We start from the raw sequence: 19,766 nt of genomic DNA, 5'->3' as shown, positions 1-19,766 counted from the left end.
TTTTTATGTTTTATAAAGTAATTCGTGTTTTAGTGAGAGGACTAGTCTTCCTCTTAAATGGGCGTTACCACGTTATTGGCAAAGAAAACTTGCCTGATAAGCCCTACATTCTAGTAGCACCGCATCGAACTTGGTGGGAACCGATCTTCTTTGCTTTGGTTATTTCGCCACGTGATGCAACTTTTATGGCAAAAAAAGAACTCTTCAAGAATCCTATTTTAAGATTCATTCTAGTCCATGCTCACGCCTTTCCAGTTGATCGAGAACATCCCGGACCCTCAGTTATCAAAACACCTGTCAAAGCTTTGAAAAAAGAAGGCAAAGTCTTGATAATGTTTCCTTCTGGAACTCGTTACTCGGAAGACTTAAAAGGTGGTGCCTCTTTGATAGCCAAGTTATCCAAAGCTCCACTAGTACCCTTTGTTTATCAAGGACCATTAACATTTGGTGGACTTTTGAAACATCAACGAATCACCATTGGAGTTGGTCCGGAAATCGACTTTGACTTCAAAGCCAAATTAGATGAGAAACAAACTAAACAAGTTAATGAAGACATGGAAAAAGCTTGGGATAAAATCGATAATGAAATCGATCCTAGTTTTGAATATATCCCACCAAAAAAGAAACACAAATAATTATATAAATAAAAAAGACGACATTTCAAATTGAAATTGTCGTCTTTTTCGTTTATATGGAGTTTTTACCTATATCACGGCGATAAAAAATATTTTCTTGATTCATACGTTGCAAATGCTGATAAACATCGGCTTGGGCGTGACTCAATGAATCAGCTTGGGTCTGCATTAAATACAAACGTCCACCATTACTGATTAATTCATTATCTTGCTTGCGAACAGCGGCATAATTGATTGTCAAAGGACAATTTTTGAAATCATCGATCTTGCCTAGACTGCCAAAAATTGGTTTTTGTGGGTAACCTTGGCTGACTGCAAAAACACCTAGATTAAGACCCTTAGTTTCCCAATTTATTTCAGTAATTTTTTTATGATCCAAAATCTTTACAAAAATATCCGATAAATCAGACTTCAATCGTGGCAAAACCACTTCCGTTTCCGGATCACCAAAGCGAGCATTGAATTCAATTACCTTGATACCATCTTTAGTCAAAATCAATCCAGCATATAAAATACCAGTGTATTTGATACCTTCTTGATACAATTGATGGATAAATGGCTTCAAGATTTGTTCAATTGCTGCTTGTTTGATGCCATCGGAGATATTACTTACGGGACAAACAGCACCCATACCGCCAGTATTAGGACCCTTGTCATCTTCAAAGATCTTCTTATAGTCTTGAGCTAAAGGCATTGGATAAAAGCGCTTGTGATCAACAAATGCCATCAATGAAAATTCTTCACCTTCTAGGTATTCTTCAATCACTATTCGCTTAGTATTGAACTTATGTCCATCTAATAACTCACTTACTACTTCCAAAGCATCGTCTAAACTCTGAACAATATAAACACCTTTACCAGCAGCTAAACCATCAGCCTTGATAACTGTTGGAAAACTTGCTTCAACTGTCAAATATTCCACGGCACTTTCTAAATCAGCAAATTCACGATATTTAGCTGTTGGAATATTAATATCAGCCATTACTTTTTTAGTGAAAGTTTTGGAACCTTCCACTTGCGCAGCTAATTTGTTAGGTCCAAAAATTTTTAATTTACGTTCCTTAAAGAAATCAACAATTCCATTTACCAAAGGTTCTTCCGGACCAACGACCGTATAGTCGATACCATTGGTTTGAACAAAATTAGTTAAATGATCAAACTCATCTTCATTGATCGAAATTGTTTTGATACCTGATAATTTCATTCCATCATTTCCGGGTGCGCAGAAAACAGTATTATTATCGTTTTTCAATAATGCCTTACAAATAGCATCTTCTCTGGCACCAGAACCAACAACAAGTATTTTCATTAAAAAACCTCTCTAGTGTTTGAAGTGTCTTCTACCTGTGAAGACCATTGCAATACCATGTTCATTTGCCATGTCGATTGAATCTTGATCTTTGATTGAACCACCTGGTTGAACGATAGCTGTAATATTATGTTCTGCCGCATATTGAACACAGTCATCCATTGGGAAGAAAGCATCAGAAGCCATAACTAAAGGTGTGTGTGTATCAGCTTGTTCCTCTTGTTCAACCGCAATCTTAACTGAACCAATACGATTCATTTGACCGGCACCAATTCCAAGTGTCTTATCAGTTGTTGAGATAACGATAGCATTACTCTTAACATGTTTAACAATTTGTTGACCAAACAGTAAAGCCTTCATTTCTTCATCAGTTGGGGCTTTCTTAGTAACGACTTTAAATTCGTCCATTTGATCAACCGTACTATCACGTTCTTGAACTAGTAATCCACCCATGACAGACACGTAGTCATATTTGTCAGCAGCTTTTGACTTAGAAAAATCAAGTGTCAAGAGACGAATGTTCTTCTTAGCTTCTAGAATTTCTAGGGCTTCTGGTGTGAAACTAGGGGCAATTACGATTTCCAAGAAAATCTTGTGCATTTCTTCAGCAATTTCTTTCGTAACTTCGCGGTTGACCGCTACGATACCACCGAAAATTGACATTGTATCTGCTGTATAAGCTTTTCTCCATGCTTTGTAAATTGATTCATCATCAACTCCAACACCACAAGGATTCATGTGCTTTAATGCAGCAACACAAGGTTGGTCAAAATCAGCTACGATTCTTAAAGCAGCATCAGCATCCTTAATATTGTTGAATGATAATTCCTTACCATGAAGCTGTTTTGCAGAAGCGATTGAATATTCACTTGGCATAGCGCTTTGATAAAAAGCAGCCTTTTGATGAGAATTTTCACCATATCTTAATTCTTGGTGATAATCGTATCCTAGAACTTCGACATCTGGAAATTCATCCTTATTTAGATCAGTCAAATAATGAGCAATAATACTATCGTATTGAGCTGTATGGCGGAAAGCTTTAGCAGCTAAACGGCGACGTAAAATAGTATCATCTTCGTCTGATTTAATGCTTTCAAGAACAGTTTCATAATCCTTATTGTCAATAACTACGTAAACGCTCTTGAAATTTTTAGAAGCAGAACGAATCATTGAAGGACCACCGATATCGATCTGTTCAATAGCTTGGGCTGGAGTAACATCAGCCTTTGAGATAGTTTCTTTAAATGGATAAAGATTGACACAAACTAAATCAATTGTATTAATATTGAGCTTTTCGAGCGTCTTCATATGTTCAGGATTATCACGTTTAGCTAATAATCCGGCATGAACGACTGGATGCAATGTCTTCACACGACCATCAAGAATTTCTGGAAATTTAGTTACCTCATCAATTTCAGTTACTTTAACGCCGGCTTCTTGGAGTTTCTTGTATGTACCACCAGTAGAAATAATTTCAAAATCATTAGCGATTAAACCTTTAGCAAATTCAACAACACCTGTTTTATCTGAAACACTGATTAAAGCTCTCTTCATTATTTGGCCACCTCATTATTTTTATTTAATAAATCAAGAATTACTTGGCGATACATCTGATGCTCAGTTTGATGAATTCTTGCTTCTAAACTGGCTTCAGTATCATTTCTTAAACGAACAACTTTGCACTGCTTGATGACTGGTCCCGTATCGACCCCTTCATCAATATAATGAATCGTTACACCAGTTACCTCATCTCCTGATTGATAGGCTCTTTCAATTGCTTCGAGTCCTGAAAACTTCGGTAACAATGATGGATGAATGTTGATAATGTGATTAGGATAAGCTGCTAATAAAGTTGGTGTCACAACTTTCATATAGCCCGCTAATAAGATGTATTCGATTTTCAATGGTTTTAATTTATCGATAATTGCTTGTTCATAAGTACTACGATCAGGATAATCAGCCAATTGATTAACGAACACAGGAATGTGATACTTCTTTGCTCGCTTTAAAACGTGAGCTTTTGGTTGATCGCAAACTAAGATTTCAATTTCTAAACCTAAATTCTTTAACTCATCCGATTTGGCAATGGCCTCAAAATTGCTACCACTACCGGAGGCAAAGACGGCTACTCGCATAGCTTATCTCCTTTCAAAATCAGACTTTGGGATTCTCTTGGAATTAATTCACCAATTGTATAAGCATTAGTTTTAGTTTCATTCAATAATTCCAACACTTCGATTTCTCGAGCCGGATTGACAGCAATGACCATCCCAATGCCCATATTGAAAATGTTATACATATCATTTAATCCTAGCTGTCCATACTTTTGCAAAATATCAAAAATAGGCAATTTTGGCCAAATATCGACATTGATCGACGCTGCTAAGTCATCGGGCAACATTCGCGGAATATTTTCAAAAAATCCGCCGCCAGTAATATGACTGATACCTTTAATCAGACGTTCTTCTAATAGTGGAACAACATCTTCAACATAAATCTTCGTTGGTGTTAATAACAATTCTCCTAGGGTCTTTCCAGAAGCTTCTGGCAACACATCATCGATTGAAAAATTGTGATCTTGGAAGAAAATCTTTCGAACGAGCGAATAGCCATTGGAATGAATACCGCTAGAAGTAATACCAATCAAAACATCGCCAGCTTTTAGATTTTCTTTTTGCAACAAATCGTCTTTTTCACAGATACCGACTGAAAATCCCGCTAAGTCATAATCTTTTTCGCTATAAACACCTGGCATTTCAGCCGTTTCGCCACCGATCAAAGCAGCATTTGCTTGGTTACAGCCGTCAATTACTCCTTTAAGGATTTCTTCGACTTTGTGATCAATTTTGCCAGTTGAAATATAATCTAAGAAATACTGAGGAATGGCGCCTTGTGACAAAATATCGTTGACACACATTGCCACTAAATCAATACCGATCGTATCCCACTTCTTGGCTTCATTCGTCAATAACAATTTAGTCCCAACACCATCATCGCTAGAAACCAATACTGGATGCTTAAAGCCTTCTGGAATCTCGTAAACACCGCCAAAATTGCCGATATTTTTATTGTGAGTGTTTTGTTTAACAAACTTAGAAATCTTATAGCCTGATTGAATATCAACACCCGCATCTTGATAGGGATTAGACATCTTGATGCCTCCTTATTTTTTGGATTCGTAATCGTAGAGATATGTTGGATAATCACCATTAAAATATGACATATCCAAACCAGAATATGGTGCATCTGCATTTAAGCCAATTGCTTTGATCAAGCCATCTTCACTGAGAAATTTCAATGAATCGGAACCAAACATTTGGTTCATTTCAGGAATCGACTTGTGAGCAGCGATCAACTCGCTCTTTTCTTGAATGTCGATACCATAAAAACAAGGATGCATGAAACGTGGTGATGCAATTCTTAGATGGACTTCAACTGCACCAGCATCACGTAACAATTGCACGATATAAGCACAAGTAGTTCCCCGAACGATTGAATCATCGACTAAAATCACCCGTTTGCCACGAACAACTCCTTTGACAGCAGCCAATTTTTGGCGAACACTCTTTTCACGCAATTCTTTCGTTGGTTGAATAAACTCACGGCCCATATATTGGTTCTTGATCAAGCCCATTTCGTATGGCAAGCCGATTTCTTCAGCATAGCCACTTGCTGCGGATAAAGAAGAATTAGGAACACCCACGACGATATCGCCGTCAGCAGGAGCTTCTTTGGCAAGATTAGCACCCATACGTTTTCTGGCTGAATGAACGTTGATTCCTAAAATATCTGAGTCTGGTCGAGCAAAATAGATGAATTCCATCGAACAAATAGCTAATTGAGTCTTTTTAGTCCATTGATCAATTTCCATACCAGAATCTGAGATAGTAATCAATTCCCCTGGCTTAACGTCACGTACTAAAGTTGCGCCAACAGCATCCAAAGCACAAGTTTCACTGGCTACTACAAAACCTCCATTAGGTAATTTACCAATCGACAAAGGTCTAAATCCATGTGAATCAAGAGCTACGATCAAAGAATCTTTCGTCAATAACAGATAAGCAAATCCACCTTGAATCTTGTTGAGTGCTTCAATAATTTTTTCGTGTAAAGTTGGTGCATTAGACACTTTGATCAGATGTACCAAAACTTCTGAATCAGAACTAGATTTGAAAATATGACCTTTTGCTTCTAATTCTTTCTTCAATGTGATGGCATTCGTCAAGTTACCGTTATGTGCTAAGGCAATTTGGCTATCAGTAAAATCAAACAGTAGTGGTTGAACGTTTTCAATTTTGTTCTCACCAGCTGTTGAATAACGAACGTGACCGATTGCGGAATTACCAACTAAACTGTTGAGAAATTCTGGCTTAGAGAAAACTTGTGTCAACAATCCTAAATTACGATAAGTTCGTAATCTTTTACCGTCGTTGGCAACGATTCCGGCACCTTCTTGACCACGGTGTTGAAGACTGTGTAATCCTAAATAAGTTAGATAGTTAGCATTTTCAGCACCCCAGACGCCAAATACACCACATTCTTCATTCAAACTCTTTACTTCATTAAGCACGCAATCGCCTCTTTCCAACTACTCTTAGCTGTTTGTCCATCAATTTGGATTGTTTCATCAGCTGTAGTAATTTTGAAAATATTTTGGGAACTAACAAAACCTAATAATTCAAAATCTCTTTGTACAAGATTTTCGAAAGCTCTTTGATCCTTTGGTGCTACCGTCACTAAAAATCGTGATTGAGTTTCTGAGAACATTTGTTGAGAAGTTGATTTAGTTTCAATTTCAAAACCAAGATCATTTTGAAAGGCTGATTCTGATAAGGCAACTGCCAAACCACCTTCTGAAAGGTCATGACAACTCTTTAATAACCCTTGATTGATAGCTTGTCTGATCAAATCTTGATGCAATTTTTCTTGGTTTAAATCTAATGGTCTTAAGTCACCTTTTAGTTGCTTCATCTGTGCCATTTGAATTTCTGAACCATTGAAGTCATCTTTAGTTTGACCCAACACATAAATTAAATCCTGGCTGTGCTTGAAATCACTCGTAGTGACCTTTTTAACATCATCGATCAAACCAACCATCCCTACCATTGGGCTAGGATAAATGGCTACTTCGTTATATTCGTTATAAAGTGAAACATTACCAGAAATAACTGGTGTATCAACAATCTCACAGGCACTGGCAATTCCTTCAACACTCTTATCCAGTTCATAAAAAGCTTCTGGATCTTCGGGATTACCGTAATTCAAACAGTCAGTAATACCGATTGGTAGACCACCGCTAGCGACGATATTTCTAGCTGCTTCCATGACAGCTATTTGTCCACCAACAAAAGGATTTAAGTAAACATATTTTGAATTGCTATCGTTCGTTACTGCGATGGCTTTTTTTGTTCCTCGAATTCTAACTACACCAGCATCACTACCCGGACGTACCAAAGTATTAGCCTTAACTTGAGAATCATAAGTTTGATAGAAATATTTTTTGCTAGCAATATTAGGTCGTTGTAACATATCCAACCAAGTTTCTTTCAATGAAGAAATCGTTGGTTCAAAATGGAAATCTTTATCATCGACCATTCTTTGTGGTTGCTTTTCAACTCGATCATATTCTGGTACATCTTCAGTCAAACTATCAACAGGAATATCAGTTACCAATTCATCGTGATGATAAATACGATATTGCTTATCATTAGTTACTTCACCAATAACAACTGCATCCAACTCAAAATGTCTAAAGAACATCAATACGTCGTCGATGAATTCCGGCTTTACGCACAAAACCATTCGTTCTTGAGATTCTGATAGCATCATTTCGTAAGCTGTCATACCAGTTTCTCGTTGAGGCACACGATCTAGATTCAATTTCAAACCAGATCCTGCCTTAGAAGCCATTTCAGCAGTTGAAGAAACTAATCCAGCCGCACCCATATCTTGAATACCTAAAATCCAATTGGAATGTTGTTCGATAATTTCAACACAAGCATCCATCAATAGCTTCTCAATAAAAGGATTACCGACTTGAACAGCTGAACGTTGCTTGTTCTTCGTATCGGTAAATTCATCTGAAGCAAAAGTTGCCCCGTGAATTCCGTCACGACCAGTCTTAGCACCAACATAAACGATCAAATTCTTATCGCCACTAGCAGTACCATGCTTAAAATCAGTGTTATTCAACAAACCGATACACATTGCATTAACCAATGGATTGTGTTCGTAACAGTATTCAAAAGAAATTTCCCCACCAATAGTTGGCAAACCAATACAATTTCCGTAACCACCAATACCAGCAACAACTTCGTTTACTAAATGCTTAGTTTTGCCATCTTTTAATGGTCCAAATTTCAAACTATTCATCAAAGCAATTGGTTGAGCACCCATTGAGAAAATATCTCTAATGATTCCACCAACACCGGTCGCAGCACCTTGATAAGGTTCAACTGCTGACGGATGATTGTGACTTTCAGCTTTGAAAACTACAGCTTGATTATCACCAATATCTAAAATACCGGCATCTTCACCTGGACCTGCCAAAACACGATCACTGTGATTAGGCATTTTACGAAGAACTTTTTTGGAATTTTTGTAGGAACAATGTTCACTCCACATTACGGAATAAAGTCCTGCTTCTGTGTAATTAGGCAGACGATGTAAAATCTTTTCACTGATCAAGTTATACTCTTCGTCAGTTAATCCCCATTGTTGATAAATCTTTTCATCTTTAATTTGTTTTGCAGTAGGTTCAGTCATTAGTCATTCACCTTTACTTCTGGATTGATTAACGATTGGAACAATTTCAAACCATCATCAGAACCAAGGATTTCTTCAATTGCTCTTTCTGGATGAGGCATCATTCCCAATACATTCTTTTCTTTGTTGGCAATACCAGCAATTTGATCCACGCTGCCATTGATATTTTCTTTATACTTAAAAATGATTTGATGGTTCTCTTTTAATTCTTGCAAGGTTGCTTCATCACAGTAATAACGTCCCTCACCGTGGGCAACTGGAACTTTGATCACTTCTTTTCGTTGATAGTGACTTGTGAAAATGGTCTGATTATTCTCAACTTCAAGATCGACGGTCTCACAAATAAAACGACTCTTCTCATTTTGAATCAAGGCTCCCGGCAACAAACCTAATTCGGTTAAAATTTGAAAGCCATTGCAAATTCCCAAAACGATTTTACCTTCATTAGCAAAACGAATAATTTCCTTAACAATTGGTGCGTGCACAGCAATGGCTCCACTGCGTAAATAGTCGCCGTATGAAAAACCACCAGGAATCAAAACACCATCAAATCCATTCAAGGATGTAGCTCGATAATCGACTAATTCGACTGTTTGCTTGATGCCATCACGGATTGCATAGAAGAGATCCATATCACAATTGGAACCAGGGAAATTCACCACTGCAAATTTCATTTATTCAGCCTCCGTAATTTCATAACGGTAAGTTTCAATATTAGGATTTGCTAAAAGATCATCACAAATTTTGTCGACATCGTTTTCTAATTCTTGATAATCATTGGCAAATTTCAATTCAAAGTATTTACCCATGTGAACGTCAGATATTTTGTCATAACCCATCGTATTAATAGCGGACTTGATAGCTTCTCCTTGTGCATCTAAAACGGAATCTTTCAAAGTAACGTAAACTTTAACTAATTTCATGGTTTCTCTCCTATTTATCTTGTAGTCGTTGCAAGACGTCGTGATATGTTTCAACTAAATCGCCTTCGTGCTTACGAAAGACATCTTTGTCCATTGAATGGTGACTAGTTTTATCCCATAGACGGCAATTATCAGGTGAAAATTCATCTACCAAAATGATTTGACCATTGTATTTACCAAATTCAAGTTTGAAATCAACTAAATCAAAGTCAGCTTTAGCAAAGAAAGGAATCAATAATTGATTAATTTTTAAAGCTTGTTCTTTAATAACTTCGATTTCTGCATTGTCGGCAATCCCTAAAGCATGAATCTGTGATTCATTGATAAAAGGATCATCTAATGCATCGCTCTTATAATAAAATTCGATAATTGGAGTCGATAATTTTTGACCTTCTTCAATTTGGAATTTTCTGACTAAAGAACCGGAAGTGATATTTCTTAAAACTACTTCTAAGGGAAAGACATTTGTTTTTTTAACTAGTTGCTCATGGTCCGAGAGATTTTTAACCAAATGTGTTTTAATGCCATTCTTAATTAAGTAATCAAAAACTAACATTGAGATTTGACAGTTCAAAACACCCTTTCCGGGTAGGATTTCTTTTTTCTTTCCATTGAAGGCAGTCGCTTGGTCTTTATAAACCATCAAAACTTCGTCTTCATTTTCAGCTTGATACACATTCTTAGCTTTTCCTTCGTAAAGTAACTTTTCGTTTGTCATTTTTACACGTCCCAAATTGAATTATTTTCAATAGCTTGTTTAGTTTTTTCAAGATCATCACTCAAAATTGTGATATGACCCATCTTACGGTTTTCTTTAATAGCATCCTTGCCATAGTCGTGGAAATGCCATTCTGGATGTTGAACCAATTCCTTTTTAGCTGGCTCCAAATGCTGTCCCAAAAGGTTAACCATAGCGGCTGGTTTTAACAGTTCGATTTTTGGCATTGCCAAATTACAAATTCCACGGATATGAGCATCGAATTGAGAAATATTGCATGCTTCAATTGTTAGATGACCAGAATTATGAGGTCTTGGTGCAATTTCATTAACAAAAACTTCGTCTTTATCGGATATAAAAAATTCAATACACATTGTGCCAACCAATTCGAGTTTTTCAGCTAAGGTTTCAGCAACTTGATAAATGTGTTGAGCGCTTTTTTCACTGATTTGAGCTGGGCAAGTACTCAAATGTAAGATGTTGTGACGATGGACATTTTCGATGATTGGAAAAATTGATTTTTCACCTTTACTATTAGCGGAAACAACGACGGAAACTTCTTTTTCCAAGTCAATTTTCTTTTCTAACATACAAGGCCCTTGCATCAATAAATGTTCAATATCAGCAAAACAAACATTTTCAGGATCTGTGATCAAAATTTGACCTTTACCGTCATAGCCACCACGAATCGTCTTCAGAATTACTGGTGCACCTAATTTCTCTACACCACGGTGGTATTCAAAAATATTTTCAATCACCACATGTGGCACAGTTGAGAAGCCACTGGCATCGATGAAGTCCTTTTCAGAAATTCGATTTTGAGTAACTTTTAAAGCTTTAGTACCTTGAGGCACTTGAGTGTACTTCTTAACTTCATTGATAGCTTCCGCATCGACATTTTCAAATTCATAAGTTAAAACATCGCATCGCTTGGCTAATTCGACTAATTGATCGACATCTGAATATTCAGCTACGATTTGGTCGTCAGACACTTGTGCGGCTGAACAATTCTCTTGCGGATCTAAAATAATTACTTTATAACCCATTTCTTTGGCGCAAAAGGACATCATCTGGCCTAATTGACCGCCACCGATAATACCAATTGTTGAGCCCGGTAAAATTGTCTTATCCAAGGTCTTTCCCACTTTCTAGCGATTTGTCGTGCATCGCTTGAACATATTTCTTTAATGATTCTTGATAATTTTCATTTTGTAGTGCACAAATCTTAGTGGCTAAAATTGCGGCATTCTTTGCTCCAGCTTCACCAATGGAAACAGTTGCGACTGGAACTCCTGCTGGCATTTGTACTATTGAAAGCAATGAGTCCATCCCTTTGAGATATCTCGATGGAACCGGCACCCCAATCACCGGTAAAATTGTTGATGAAGCAATCATGCCAGGTAAATGAGCAGCTCCCCCTGCTCCAGCAATGATCACTTTGAAAGTATCCTTAGCACCTCTAGCAAAATCGAGCATTTCTTGAGGCGTGCGGTGCGCTGAAATCACTTTAGCTTCATAACTGACACCAAGCTCTTGCAAGACATCTATCGTTGCTTGCACAACTTTTAAATCAGAAATGGAGCCCATAACTATCGCTACATCAGACATTAAAAATTTCCACCTTTCTTGCTTTGGTATCCAAAGTTTATCAAGATTTCCATTCATTTTCAACGCTAAAAGCGTATTTTATGCATTATTTTTCATTTATTATTCGTGTTTATCGTTTAAATTTTGCCATTTATAATTATACAAATATATTTAGTTCGTAATTTAGTGATTGATTAATTTTTTGCATAAAAAAATAAGCGATACACATATAAAAATATGCATACCGCTTATTTTGCTTTAACTATTTGTTGTTCTTTTGTGAATTCTTCATAGTATTCATTAATTGATTAAGTTTCTTTTGTGAAGGCTTTTGTCCCATTTGAGCCATCATTTGCTTAATCATATCAGCACTGATTGGTGGATTGTCTTGGAAATATTTCTTCATATACCATCTAGCTGCAAAGAAACCACCAACTAGGCCAACCAACAAAGCTAAAATACCAACGACTATTGTTGTTCCCATTTATGTTTCACCCTTTCCATATACTTATTAATATTACAAAAAAAATTCAATAAATGAAAGTCTAATCGTCACGTAATCCCTTTTTGCGTTGAATTTCTCTAACTTTTTCAGGAGTGACTTCGTTTCCTTGCTTATCAAAAACACGTAACATTTCAATTTGTGATTTGAAACTAGCACGGAAATTCTTCAAGTACTCTTTTCTAAGTTCCGCTTGTTGATCTTCTTCTTCTTTAGTAATTGTGCCGGCTTTCGCTTTGTGTGCTAATTCATTAATTTTCTTAAGTAATTCGTCTTGTTCGTTCATTTCTCAAATCTCCCTAATACAATCGAACACTTGTTTGAACTTGTATTCAAATTTTGATACAATCTATTTAAGATATTAACAATGAGGTGTTCTAATGTCAAAAGCTGAAGGCTCTAAACAGTCACAAATTTTACAATGCATTTATGATTACTTAGATGAACATGGATATCCGCCCACTGTCAGAGAAATCTGCGAAGCTGTAGATTTATCTTCAACATCAACGGTCCACGGTCATCTATCTCGTCTTGAAAAGAAAGGCTACATCCAACGTGACCCTACAAAACCACGTGCAATCGAGTTAACGACCATTGGACTTAGCTCAATTGGTATCAAGTCAAAACAAATTCCTATCTTAGGTACTGTTGCGGCTGGCCAACCAATTACAGCTGAAAGAAATCCAGATGGTTATTTCCCACTTCCACCTGATTTGAATCGTGAATCTGGTGAATTATTCATGCTAGAAATTCATGGCGAAAGTATGATCAATGCGGGAATTTACGATGGAGACCACGTTATCGTTCACGAACAAAACTTTGCTAACAACGGTGAAATTATTATTGCGATGACTGAAGATATCGAAGCTACTTGCAAGAGATTTTATCAAGAAAATGGACATTACCGCCTACAACCAGAAAACGATACAATGGACCCTATCATCTTAGACAATGTTGAGATTTTAGGAAAAGTCGTTGGACTATATCGTTCACAAATATTCTAAGCCACTCATTTAGTTGAGTGGTTTTTTTATTGGTGTTTGATCAAACGAACACGATAAACTTCAGAAATGGCATTCAAGTGATGAATCAAATCTTCAGCATCATCTTGGTTTAAATCATTAACATCAACAATCGTATAAGCCACTTTATCTTTAGCTGCATTGGCCATGTTTTCAATATTGATTTGACGATTGGCTAGTTGCGTACTGATCTGTCCCACCATGTTAGGAACATTCTGGTGAATTACGGTAATTCGAAAAGCTGTTTCAAACGCCACTTGCATGTTCGGTAAATTGACGCAATTAGTCGTATCACCATTTTGCAAATAATCCATGACGGTATTTGCTCCTTGAATAGCTCCATTTGATTCGGCTTCTAAAGTTGAACCCCCGATGTGTGGTGTAATGGTAATTTGCGAATTTTCAGCAATAACCGGTTCGCCAAAGTCAGTACAGTAATGATTGATTTTTTGGTTACGAATAGCCTTAACAGCAGCTTTGTTATTGACGATGCCTATTCTTGAATAATTAAACAAAACCACTCCGTCTTTCATTTCATTGATTTCTGGGGTACTGATCAAACCGATTGTTTCTTCATTTTTGGGTACGTGAACGGTAACAAAGTCTGCATTTTTTACCGCCTTCTTGATCGTATCCACTCGTTTAACTTTATTATTGATTCTCCAGGCGGCATTAGCTGATAAATAAGGATCATAACCAATTACCTTCATCCCTAATCCTAACGCAGCATTGGCAACTAGAGAACCAACATGACCTAACCCAATTACAGCAACCTTTTTACCAAATAGCTCGGTTCCGTTGAATTTAGTCTTATCTTTTTCAGTTCGTTGAGAAACATCGGCTTCTGTATGTTCATCTGAATATTGGTGTGCTGCAAAGAGATTTCTCTTCGTAGCAATCATTAAAGCAACGATCAATTCTTTGACAGCATTGGCATTACTACCAGGAGTATTAAAGACTGCAATTCCCTTTTTTGTCACACGATCTAACGGAATATTGTTAACACCAGCACCAGCTCTGACAATTGTTTTTAAACTTTGTGGAAAATCAGCTTCCAACAAGTTAACTGATCTAATCAAATAGGCATCTGGATTATCAGTCTTGTTAATTTCAAAATCATTTCTAAAAGTATCTAAGCCGCTTTGGGCAATCGCATTAAAAGTTTTTACATCATACATTAGTGTTTCCCCCAGTAATCTTTTTCAAATTTATTTAAGAAGTCGACTAGCTTTTCAACGCCGCTATAAGGCATTGCGTTGTACAAACTAGCCCGCATTCCACCGACGGAACGATGGCCTTTAATATTCAACAAACCGATTTCACTAGCTTGTTGAATCAATTCTTGATCTAATTCTTGCTTACCTGTTACAAAAGGTACATTTGTTAAGGAACGGTCTTCTTTTATAACTGGTGCCGTAAATAATTTAGAATCATCTAAGAAATCGTACAATAAATCAGCTTTCTTACGATTGCGACGATCCATTTCTTCAACTCCACCTTGTTCTTTTACCCATTTCAAAACTAATCCAGCCACATAAATGGCAAAAACAGGTGGCGTGTTGAACATCGAGTTCTTTTTGGCAAACAGTTCATAATCGATCATGCTGGGAAGATTTTTAGCTTTACCAATTAAATCATCTTTGACTACAACGATAGTTAATCCAGCGATTCCAACATTCTTTTGCGCTCCAACCATCATCAAATCGAATTTAGAAAAATCGTAATTTTGTGCTAAGAAATTGGATGACAAGTCGGCTACTAGCGGAGTATTCCCAGTCTTTGGCAAAAGATTATAGGCCGTTCCTTCAATCGTATTATTAGTCGTAATATGTAAATAATCGTAAGTATTCTGTGGTAAGTTTTTTAACACAGGCAATTGAGTGTAATGAAGATTCTTCGTTGAATCTAAAACGTCTACTCCTATACCTAAACGACTAGCTTCATCTCTAGCCCGATCGGCCCAGTGACCACTATCTAATAGGGCAATCTTTTTGTATTCAGTTGCTAGATTCAAGGGAGCTGCACTAAACTGTAGAGTACAACCTCCTTGGAAGAAGAGTACGTGATAATTATCCGGCACTTGTAATAGTTCTTTTAAATCTCGTTGTGCTTGATTGATGACTTTATCAAACAAATTCGACCGGTGAGATATTTCCATTACGCTCATTCCCGAATTATCAAAGGATGGTAAATCTTCCTTCACTTTTTTAACGACCTCAGTTGGCAAAACAGCTGGACCAGCTGAAAAATTATAAACTACCATGAATTCCACTCCTTTAAAAAATTAGATAAAAAAATCCCCACAGATAAAATCTCTGTGAGGAAACTAGTTGACTAAATTTATTAACCCCACAGTTATGAATTTGACTTCATACATGAGGTTTAGTTAATAAGCCTACATGTATATACGTGTAGACTTGGAGGAGACTGTAAGGTTTAATGTATTTTTGATATTTTTCATATTAAATAACCTCCAATTAACTTAAATAAACTTTAACATTCTTTTAATAATTGTCAACTAGTAATCTTTAATTATTATGAATATAATTAAACTATGACAATCATCTAGGAGGAGTTATGACTCAATTTTACTTTATTCGTCACGGTCAAACGAAAGCTAATGTTTTAAAAATGAAACAAGGTACAATTAATTCAGAAATCACTTACCTCAATAATAATGGTCAAGAACAAGCTAAGACTTTGCGTGATCACTTTGATATCAGCTTTGCAGATAGAATTATTTCTAGTCCTTTAAACCGTACCAAACAAACAACTGAAATTTTGAACCAAAGTGCCCAGTTACCAGTCAGTTTTGACAAGCGATTATTAGAAATTTCGTATGGCCAGTGGGACGGTCAAAAGAATGCTGACTTGAGAAAAAGACATCCAGACGCTTATAATGACTATTGGGACGATGTTTTACCAATGTACGTTAAATACGCTCCAGATGGTGAAACTTTTGATGATGTGATCAATCGTGTACATGATTTCATGATTGAAACTACTAATAAATATCCTAACGACAAAATTATCTGTGTAACGCATGGTTTCACCATCAAAGCTAGTGCTCTGGATGTTCTAAAGCCTCAAGATCTAATGAGCTTACCAGAACCAAGAAACACTAGTGTTACAAAAATAACTAGTGTTAGTGATAAAGAGTTTTATTTAGAGTATTATAATCAAGTCTTTAATTAAAATTTCGAGATGAAAAAATGTGACAATTCAACAATTAGAAAATGAAATTATCAAGCAAAAAATTACAAATTTTACCGGTTTAAGTGGTTTAGCAAGCGTTAGAAATAGTGATATTGAAGAATACTTTTATGGTTTTATGGATTGGCTGATTGAAAATAAAATTCTAGAAAAAGTTAATAATTACTCAGAAGTCAACTTAAGTCTACAATACGTTAATTCTGATGATTTTATCGTCTGGATTTTACATTTTGGTGATGTTTATGCTAATTTGCGTGAACGATATTCGGAAATCATCTTTCCAAATGGTCTGGATAAATCCGCAAGTGAACAATTGAAGCAATTGAAAAAAATCAATCCGAAATATTCCTTTTTAGTTGCTCTGACTCATCATCTCAAAAACAGTCATTTTTATTCTGACCGCGATATCGAAAAGCTCGATTCATTATTAAAAAATATTCCAAATAACAATAACAGTAAAATCAAACGTAATTCTACTTTAGGACAAGCCTTATTCGACTCTTTGTACACCCTATCCAATTATGGGATTGAACGAATGGTTAAAAAGAGTATCTAAAAATCCGCTATCAAACGATAACGGATTTTTTTAGTCTAATTTTAAATTGGCTGATTCTAAGGCTTTTTTCACGACCCACATGACATCCTCACTATGTTGCAAGTGTTGTTGTACCGCTGATAAATCGTGAGTTCGAATAATCTTTTCAAATTCAACAAATTCCTGATACATCCGATGTGGATAAACATTGTGATCGATTTTTTCAACTAATTCTTTATCATTGTCATAAATATCAAATGATTTCATCTCATTAGTTGGACCATTGACTACAATTGAGCCGTGATTACCTTGAACAACGCTACTTCTAAATGGAATGACTGAATCTTTTGCGCCAATAGCTACGGCTTTGATTGAGCCATAGTCCAAAGTCAAAATACCCGACGTATCAATGTCTCGCTCGATATTTGGCAAATACGTTATCATCTTAGGACGACCCAACAAACCAACGATAAAATGAATATTATAAATATTAAGATCCATCAAGGCTCCGCCACCCTTTTTAGGATCAAATGCTGGTAAAATTTTTCCGGCTTTAAAGGCATCGTATCGAGATGAATATTGTGAATAATTACTTTCAATAATTTTTAAATCACCCAATTCAGGCAACTTCTTTTTTAAATCAAGAAAGTTTTGCAAATATTGAGTTGTAATTGCTTCTAGCAAGACGAGATGTTTTTCTAGAGCAATTTTCTTCAGATCTTCAAATTCTTCATACTTGACCGTGAAAGGTTTCTCAGAAATGACATTCTTACCATTTTCCAAAGCTTTTTTAGCAAATTGATAGTGTAAGAAATTAGGAACTGCCACGTAGACAGTATCAAAATCGCTCTTCTTTAAAGCCTCATCAAAATCGGTAAATACTTGTCCAATATGATATTTGCTTTGTAATTGCTTCAAAATATCAATACTTCTGTTTGTCCCAATGATGGCTGTCAGTTGGGTTTCTTTTAGATCCTTAGTAATCGTCAAAAAGTCATGTACGATATTACCTGAACCAATAATTGCTAATTTCATTTTTCATACCTCCAAATCTTTTATCATCTCCATTGAACCACGACTTATTAAGTAATAACGTAATATATACAAAACGGTAAAAATGTTCCAATTATTTTTATATTAAAAACAAATTAGGTGAAACATTATGACAATTATTAATCAATTAAAGGCTCAAGATAACTTCAACGGGTCCGAAAAAGATTTGGCCAATTACATTTTAAAAAATAAGGAAGACGTTTTAAATTTATCGATTCAAAAATTGGCTACCAACACTTTCAGTTCAACTTCTACAGTTGTCAGACTATGTCGAAAAATTGGATTGAAGGGTTTCAAAGATTTCAAGATCAAACTGTCAGCTGAACTGCAAAAGCATTACGACGATATATCAACGATTGATCCCGACTTTCCTTTTACTGAAGATGACTCTAATAAAGAAATTGCTCAAAAAATCGCCAACGTCATGGAAACATCAATCAAACAGACGAGTGAACTCTTAGATAATTCTACCTTGGAAAAAGCTATTCGCTTAATTTTAAAAGCTAAACATTTAGGTATTTTTGCATACGGCGATACTTATATTTCAGCATTAAGTTTTCAAAATAAATTAATGAAAATCAATTTTCACGCACAATTGCCAACTTTGGTTGAAGAAAGTAACTTCTTAGCAGCTAATTTTCAAAAAGATGACTGTGCCCTAGTAATTTCCTACAGTGGCCAAACAAAGAGTACTTATCAGATGACAAAGATTCTAAGGCTCAATGGCTGTTGTATCATTGCCATCACAGCTGACGAAAATTCCAAAATTGCTCAACTCAGTGATCTAGTCATCCCGGTCAATGATTCAGAAAATTCCACCGAAAAAATTTCTTCTTTTGCTTCAAGTGTCGCTATTGATTACGTTTTAAACACGCTGTATTCTGGATTGTTCGTAGCCAATTATGACAATAATCAACGACACCGTTTGGCATCTGAAAAATTATTCTCCGATTCTAGATTTTCAGAGCAAAAAAAATAAACCACCTTTTATAGATGGTTTATTTTTTTAGAAGTTTAACTTCACTGTTTGCATTAAATTAGATGTCACGACGACGTTCTTTAATACGAGCAGCCTTACCTGTACGAGCACGTAGGTAGTAAAGCTTGCTACGACGTACACGACCATGTCTGATAACTTCGATTTGATCAACACGAGGTGTGTTCAATGGGAATGTTCTTTCAACACCAACACCGTTACTTACCTTACGAACAGTGTATGTGGCACTAATTCCTGAACCATGTCTCTTGATTACGACACCTTCGAATAATTGAATACGTTCACGTGAACCTTCAACAACCTTAGCATGTACACGAATAGTGTCACCACTACGGAAGTCAGGAATATCAGAACGTAATTGTTCTTTAGTAATATCTTGAATTAATTTATTCATAAATAATTTCTCCCTACCGACACTCTTATATATCTCGGACATACAGCGGAATATCGTTAATATGTGCGTTCAAACACTCTTAATATGATACTTTATTTGAACTTAATTGTAAA

At 36.0% G+C, this 19,766-nt stretch carries 22 protein-coding genes; 5 read left to right on the top strand and 17 right to left on the bottom strand.

Going from position 1 to position 19,766, the window contains the following annotated elements:
* Positions 1 to 5 precede the first annotated feature (5 nt).
* The gene (locus tag FFM65_RS05205; protein ID WP_119317962.1) at positions 6 to 635 is read left to right on the top strand and encodes a lysophospholipid acyltransferase family protein; all 630 of its coding nucleotides are present in this window, start codon (positions 6 to 8) and stop codon (positions 633 to 635) included.
* Between the two features lie 52 nt (positions 636 to 687).
* On the opposite strand, the gene purD is transcribed toward FFM65_RS05205, so the two are convergent.
* The 13 genes from purD to FFM65_RS05140 all read right to left on the bottom strand — a co-directional run bounded on the left by purD (position 688) and on the right by FFM65_RS05140 (position 12,725).
* Entirely contained in the window at positions 688 to 1,944 is a 1,257-nt protein-coding gene (gene purD, locus FFM65_RS05200; protein WP_119317961.1) for a phosphoribosylamine--glycine ligase, read from the bottom strand.
* A 12-nt stretch (positions 1,945 to 1,956) separates the two neighbouring features.
* On the bottom strand, positions 1,957 to 3,498 hold the full coding sequence (gene purH / locus FFM65_RS05195) for a bifunctional phosphoribosylaminoimidazolecarboxamide formyltransferase/IMP cyclohydrolase (protein ID WP_174795667.1): 1,542 nt from the start codon (positions 3,496 to 3,498) through the stop codon (positions 1,957 to 1,959).
* Entirely contained in the window at positions 3,498 to 4,079 is a 582-nt protein-coding gene (purN, locus tag FFM65_RS05190) for a phosphoribosylglycinamide formyltransferase (protein WP_119317959.1), read from the bottom strand. The genes purH and purN overlap by 1 nt, the downstream gene beginning before the upstream one ends.
* Positions 4,070 to 5,095, bottom strand: a complete 1,026-nt coding sequence (gene purM, locus FFM65_RS05185; protein ID WP_119317958.1) for a phosphoribosylformylglycinamidine cyclo-ligase — start codon at positions 5,093 to 5,095, stop codon at positions 4,070 to 4,072. Before purM ends, purN begins: the two co-directional genes overlap by 10 nt.
* Positions 5,096 to 5,107: 12 nt before the next feature.
* Positions 5,108 to 6,514 (bottom strand): amidophosphoribosyltransferase, encoded by a 1,407-nt coding sequence (purF, locus tag FFM65_RS05180; RefSeq protein ID WP_119317995.1) that lies wholly within the window; start codon positions 6,512 to 6,514, stop codon positions 5,108 to 5,110.
* Positions 6,499 to 8,709 (bottom strand): phosphoribosylformylglycinamidine synthase subunit PurL, encoded by a 2,211-nt coding sequence (purL, locus tag FFM65_RS05175; protein WP_119317957.1) that lies wholly within the window; start codon positions 8,707 to 8,709, stop codon positions 6,499 to 6,501. Before purL ends, purF begins: the two co-directional genes overlap by 16 nt.
* A complete protein-coding gene (purQ, locus tag FFM65_RS05170) occupies positions 8,709 to 9,383 on the bottom strand; it encodes a phosphoribosylformylglycinamidine synthase subunit PurQ (RefSeq protein WP_119317956.1) in 675 nt (224 codons plus the stop codon). The genes purL and purQ overlap by 1 nt, the downstream gene beginning before the upstream one ends.
* Positions 9,384 to 9,632, bottom strand: coding sequence for a phosphoribosylformylglycinamidine synthase subunit PurS (purS, locus tag FFM65_RS05165; protein ID WP_010019470.1), 249 nt, complete (start codon positions 9,630 to 9,632; stop codon positions 9,384 to 9,386).
* A 10-nt stretch (positions 9,633 to 9,642) separates the two neighbouring features.
* Positions 9,643 to 10,350: a phosphoribosylaminoimidazolesuccinocarboxamide synthase gene (gene purC / locus FFM65_RS05160; protein WP_059073604.1), complete on the bottom strand. Its 708-nt coding sequence runs from the start codon at positions 10,348 to 10,350 to the stop codon at positions 9,643 to 9,645.
* Between the two features lie 2 nt (positions 10,351 to 10,352).
* Positions 10,353 to 11,483, bottom strand: coding sequence for a 5-(carboxyamino)imidazole ribonucleotide synthase (gene purK, locus FFM65_RS05155; protein ID WP_119317955.1), 1,131 nt, complete (start codon positions 11,481 to 11,483; stop codon positions 10,353 to 10,355).
* Positions 11,476 to 11,958 (bottom strand): 5-(carboxyamino)imidazole ribonucleotide mutase, encoded by a 483-nt coding sequence (gene purE / locus FFM65_RS05150; RefSeq protein ID WP_119317954.1) that lies wholly within the window; start codon positions 11,956 to 11,958, stop codon positions 11,476 to 11,478. The genes purK and purE overlap by 8 nt, the downstream gene beginning before the upstream one ends.
* 241 nt (positions 11,959 to 12,199) lie before the next feature.
* Entirely contained in the window at positions 12,200 to 12,421 is a 222-nt protein-coding gene (locus tag FFM65_RS05145; RefSeq protein ID WP_057815059.1) for a YneF family protein, read from the bottom strand.
* A 61-nt stretch (positions 12,422 to 12,482) separates the two neighbouring features.
* Positions 12,483 to 12,725, bottom strand: a complete 243-nt coding sequence (locus FFM65_RS05140) for a DUF896 domain-containing protein (protein WP_059073602.1) — start codon at positions 12,723 to 12,725, stop codon at positions 12,483 to 12,485.
* A gap of 94 nt (positions 12,726 to 12,819) precedes the next feature.
* Here FFM65_RS05140 and lexA point away from each other — a divergent pair, with 94 nt between their 5' ends.
* Positions 12,820 to 13,443, top strand: coding sequence for a transcriptional repressor LexA (gene lexA / locus FFM65_RS05135; RefSeq protein WP_059073601.1), 624 nt, complete (start codon positions 12,820 to 12,822; stop codon positions 13,441 to 13,443).
* A gap of 26 nt (positions 13,444 to 13,469) precedes the next feature.
* Here lexA and FFM65_RS05130 read toward each other — a convergent pair whose 3' ends face one another.
* Entirely contained in the window at positions 13,470 to 14,639 is a 1,170-nt protein-coding gene (locus FFM65_RS05130; protein WP_119317953.1) for a phosphoglycerate dehydrogenase, read from the bottom strand.
* Entirely contained in the window at positions 14,639 to 15,724 is a 1,086-nt protein-coding gene (serC, locus tag FFM65_RS05125; protein WP_119317952.1) for a 3-phosphoserine/phosphohydroxythreonine transaminase, read from the bottom strand. The genes FFM65_RS05130 and serC overlap by 1 nt, the downstream gene beginning before the upstream one ends.
* Positions 15,725 to 16,038: 314 nt before the next feature.
* On the opposite strand from serC, the gene FFM65_RS05120 reads away from it, so the two are divergent.
* The gene (locus FFM65_RS05120) at positions 16,039 to 16,656 is read left to right on the top strand and encodes a histidine phosphatase family protein (protein WP_119317951.1); all 618 of its coding nucleotides are present in this window, start codon (positions 16,039 to 16,041) and stop codon (positions 16,654 to 16,656) included.
* A gap of 19 nt (positions 16,657 to 16,675) precedes the next feature.
* Positions 16,676 to 17,230, top strand: a complete 555-nt coding sequence (locus tag FFM65_RS05115; RefSeq protein WP_119317950.1) for a hypothetical protein — start codon at positions 16,676 to 16,678, stop codon at positions 17,228 to 17,230.
* Positions 17,231 to 17,260: 30 nt separating this feature from the next.
* Here FFM65_RS05115 and FFM65_RS05110 read toward each other — a convergent pair whose 3' ends face one another.
* Positions 17,261 to 18,244, bottom strand: a complete 984-nt coding sequence (locus FFM65_RS05110) for a Gfo/Idh/MocA family protein (protein ID WP_119317949.1) — start codon at positions 18,242 to 18,244, stop codon at positions 17,261 to 17,263.
* A gap of 127 nt (positions 18,245 to 18,371) precedes the next feature.
* Here FFM65_RS05110 and FFM65_RS05105 point away from each other — a divergent pair, with 127 nt between their 5' ends.
* Positions 18,372 to 19,241: a MurR/RpiR family transcriptional regulator gene (locus tag FFM65_RS05105; RefSeq protein WP_119317948.1), complete on the top strand. Its 870-nt coding sequence runs from the start codon at positions 18,372 to 18,374 to the stop codon at positions 19,239 to 19,241.
* A gap of 58 nt (positions 19,242 to 19,299) precedes the next feature.
* Here the strand turns inward: FFM65_RS05105 and rplS are convergent, their stop codons facing one another.
* Positions 19,300 to 19,653 (bottom strand): 50S ribosomal protein L19, encoded by a 354-nt coding sequence (gene rplS / locus FFM65_RS05100; protein WP_119317947.1) that lies wholly within the window; start codon positions 19,651 to 19,653, stop codon positions 19,300 to 19,302.
* Positions 19,654 to 19,766: the final 113 nt, after the last annotated feature.

This window comes from Companilactobacillus formosensis, from assembly GCF_005405305.1.
Lineage (GTDB): Bacteria > Bacillota > Bacilli > Lactobacillales > Lactobacillaceae > Companilactobacillus > Companilactobacillus formosensis.
The sequence above is the reverse complement of the archived record's forward strand: the minus strand, read 5'-3'. Positions and strand labels throughout refer to the sequence as shown.

Coding starts and splice junctions, on each gene's coding strand:
- FFM65_RS05205 (WP_119317962.1), top strand. CDS start 6: ATGTTTTATAAAGTAATTCGTGTTTTAGTGAGAGGACTAGTCTTCCTC.
- purE (WP_119317954.1), bottom strand. CDS start 11,958: ATGTCTGATGTAGCGATAGTTATGGGCTCCATTTCTGATTTAAAAGTT.
- FFM65_RS05145 (WP_057815059.1), bottom strand. CDS start 12,421: ATGGGAACAACAATAGTCGTTGGTATTTTAGCTTTGTTGGTTGGCCTA.
- purM (WP_119317958.1), bottom strand. CDS start 5,095: ATGTCTAATCCCTATCAAGATGCGGGTGTTGATATTCAATCAGGCTAT.
- FFM65_RS05110 (WP_119317949.1), bottom strand. CDS start 18,244: ATGAAATTAGCAATTATTGGTTCAGGTAATATCGTACATGACTTTTTG.
- serC (WP_119317952.1), bottom strand. CDS start 15,724: ATGGTAGTTTATAATTTTTCAGCTGGTCCAGCTGTTTTGCCAACTGAG.
- purS (WP_010019470.1), bottom strand. CDS start 9,632: ATGAAATTAGTTAAAGTTTACGTTACTTTGAAAGATTCCGTTTTAGAT.
- FFM65_RS05120 (WP_119317951.1), top strand. CDS start 16,039: ATGACTCAATTTTACTTTATTCGTCACGGTCAAACGAAAGCTAATGTT.
- purN (WP_119317959.1), bottom strand. CDS start 4,079: ATGCGAGTAGCCGTCTTTGCCTCCGGTAGTGGTAGCAATTTTGAGGCC.
- rplS (WP_119317947.1), bottom strand. CDS start 19,653: ATGAATAAATTAATTCAAGATATTACTAAAGAACAATTACGTTCTGAT.
- FFM65_RS05140 (WP_059073602.1), bottom strand. CDS start 12,725: ATGAACGAACAAGACGAATTACTTAAGAAAATTAATGAATTAGCACAC.
- purD (WP_119317961.1), bottom strand. CDS start 1,944: ATGAAAATACTTGTTGTTGGTTCTGGTGCCAGAGAAGATGCTATTTGT.
- purH (WP_174795667.1), bottom strand. CDS start 3,498: ATGAAGAGAGCTTTAATCAGTGTTTCAGATAAAACAGGTGTTGTTGAA.
- purL (WP_119317957.1), bottom strand. CDS start 8,709: ATGACTGAACCTACTGCAAAACAAATTAAAGATGAAAAGATTTATCAA.
- purC (WP_059073604.1), bottom strand. CDS start 10,350: ATGACAAACGAAAAGTTACTTTACGAAGGAAAAGCTAAGAATGTGTAT.
- FFM65_RS05105 (WP_119317948.1), top strand. CDS start 18,372: ATGACAATTATTAATCAATTAAAGGCTCAAGATAACTTCAACGGGTCC.
- purQ (WP_119317956.1), bottom strand. CDS start 9,383: ATGAAATTTGCAGTGGTGAATTTCCCTGGTTCCAATTGTGATATGGAT.
- FFM65_RS05130 (WP_119317953.1), bottom strand. CDS start 14,639: ATGTATGATGTAAAAACTTTTAATGCGATTGCCCAAAGCGGCTTAGAT.
- lexA (WP_059073601.1), top strand. CDS start 12,820: ATGTCAAAAGCTGAAGGCTCTAAACAGTCACAAATTTTACAATGCATT.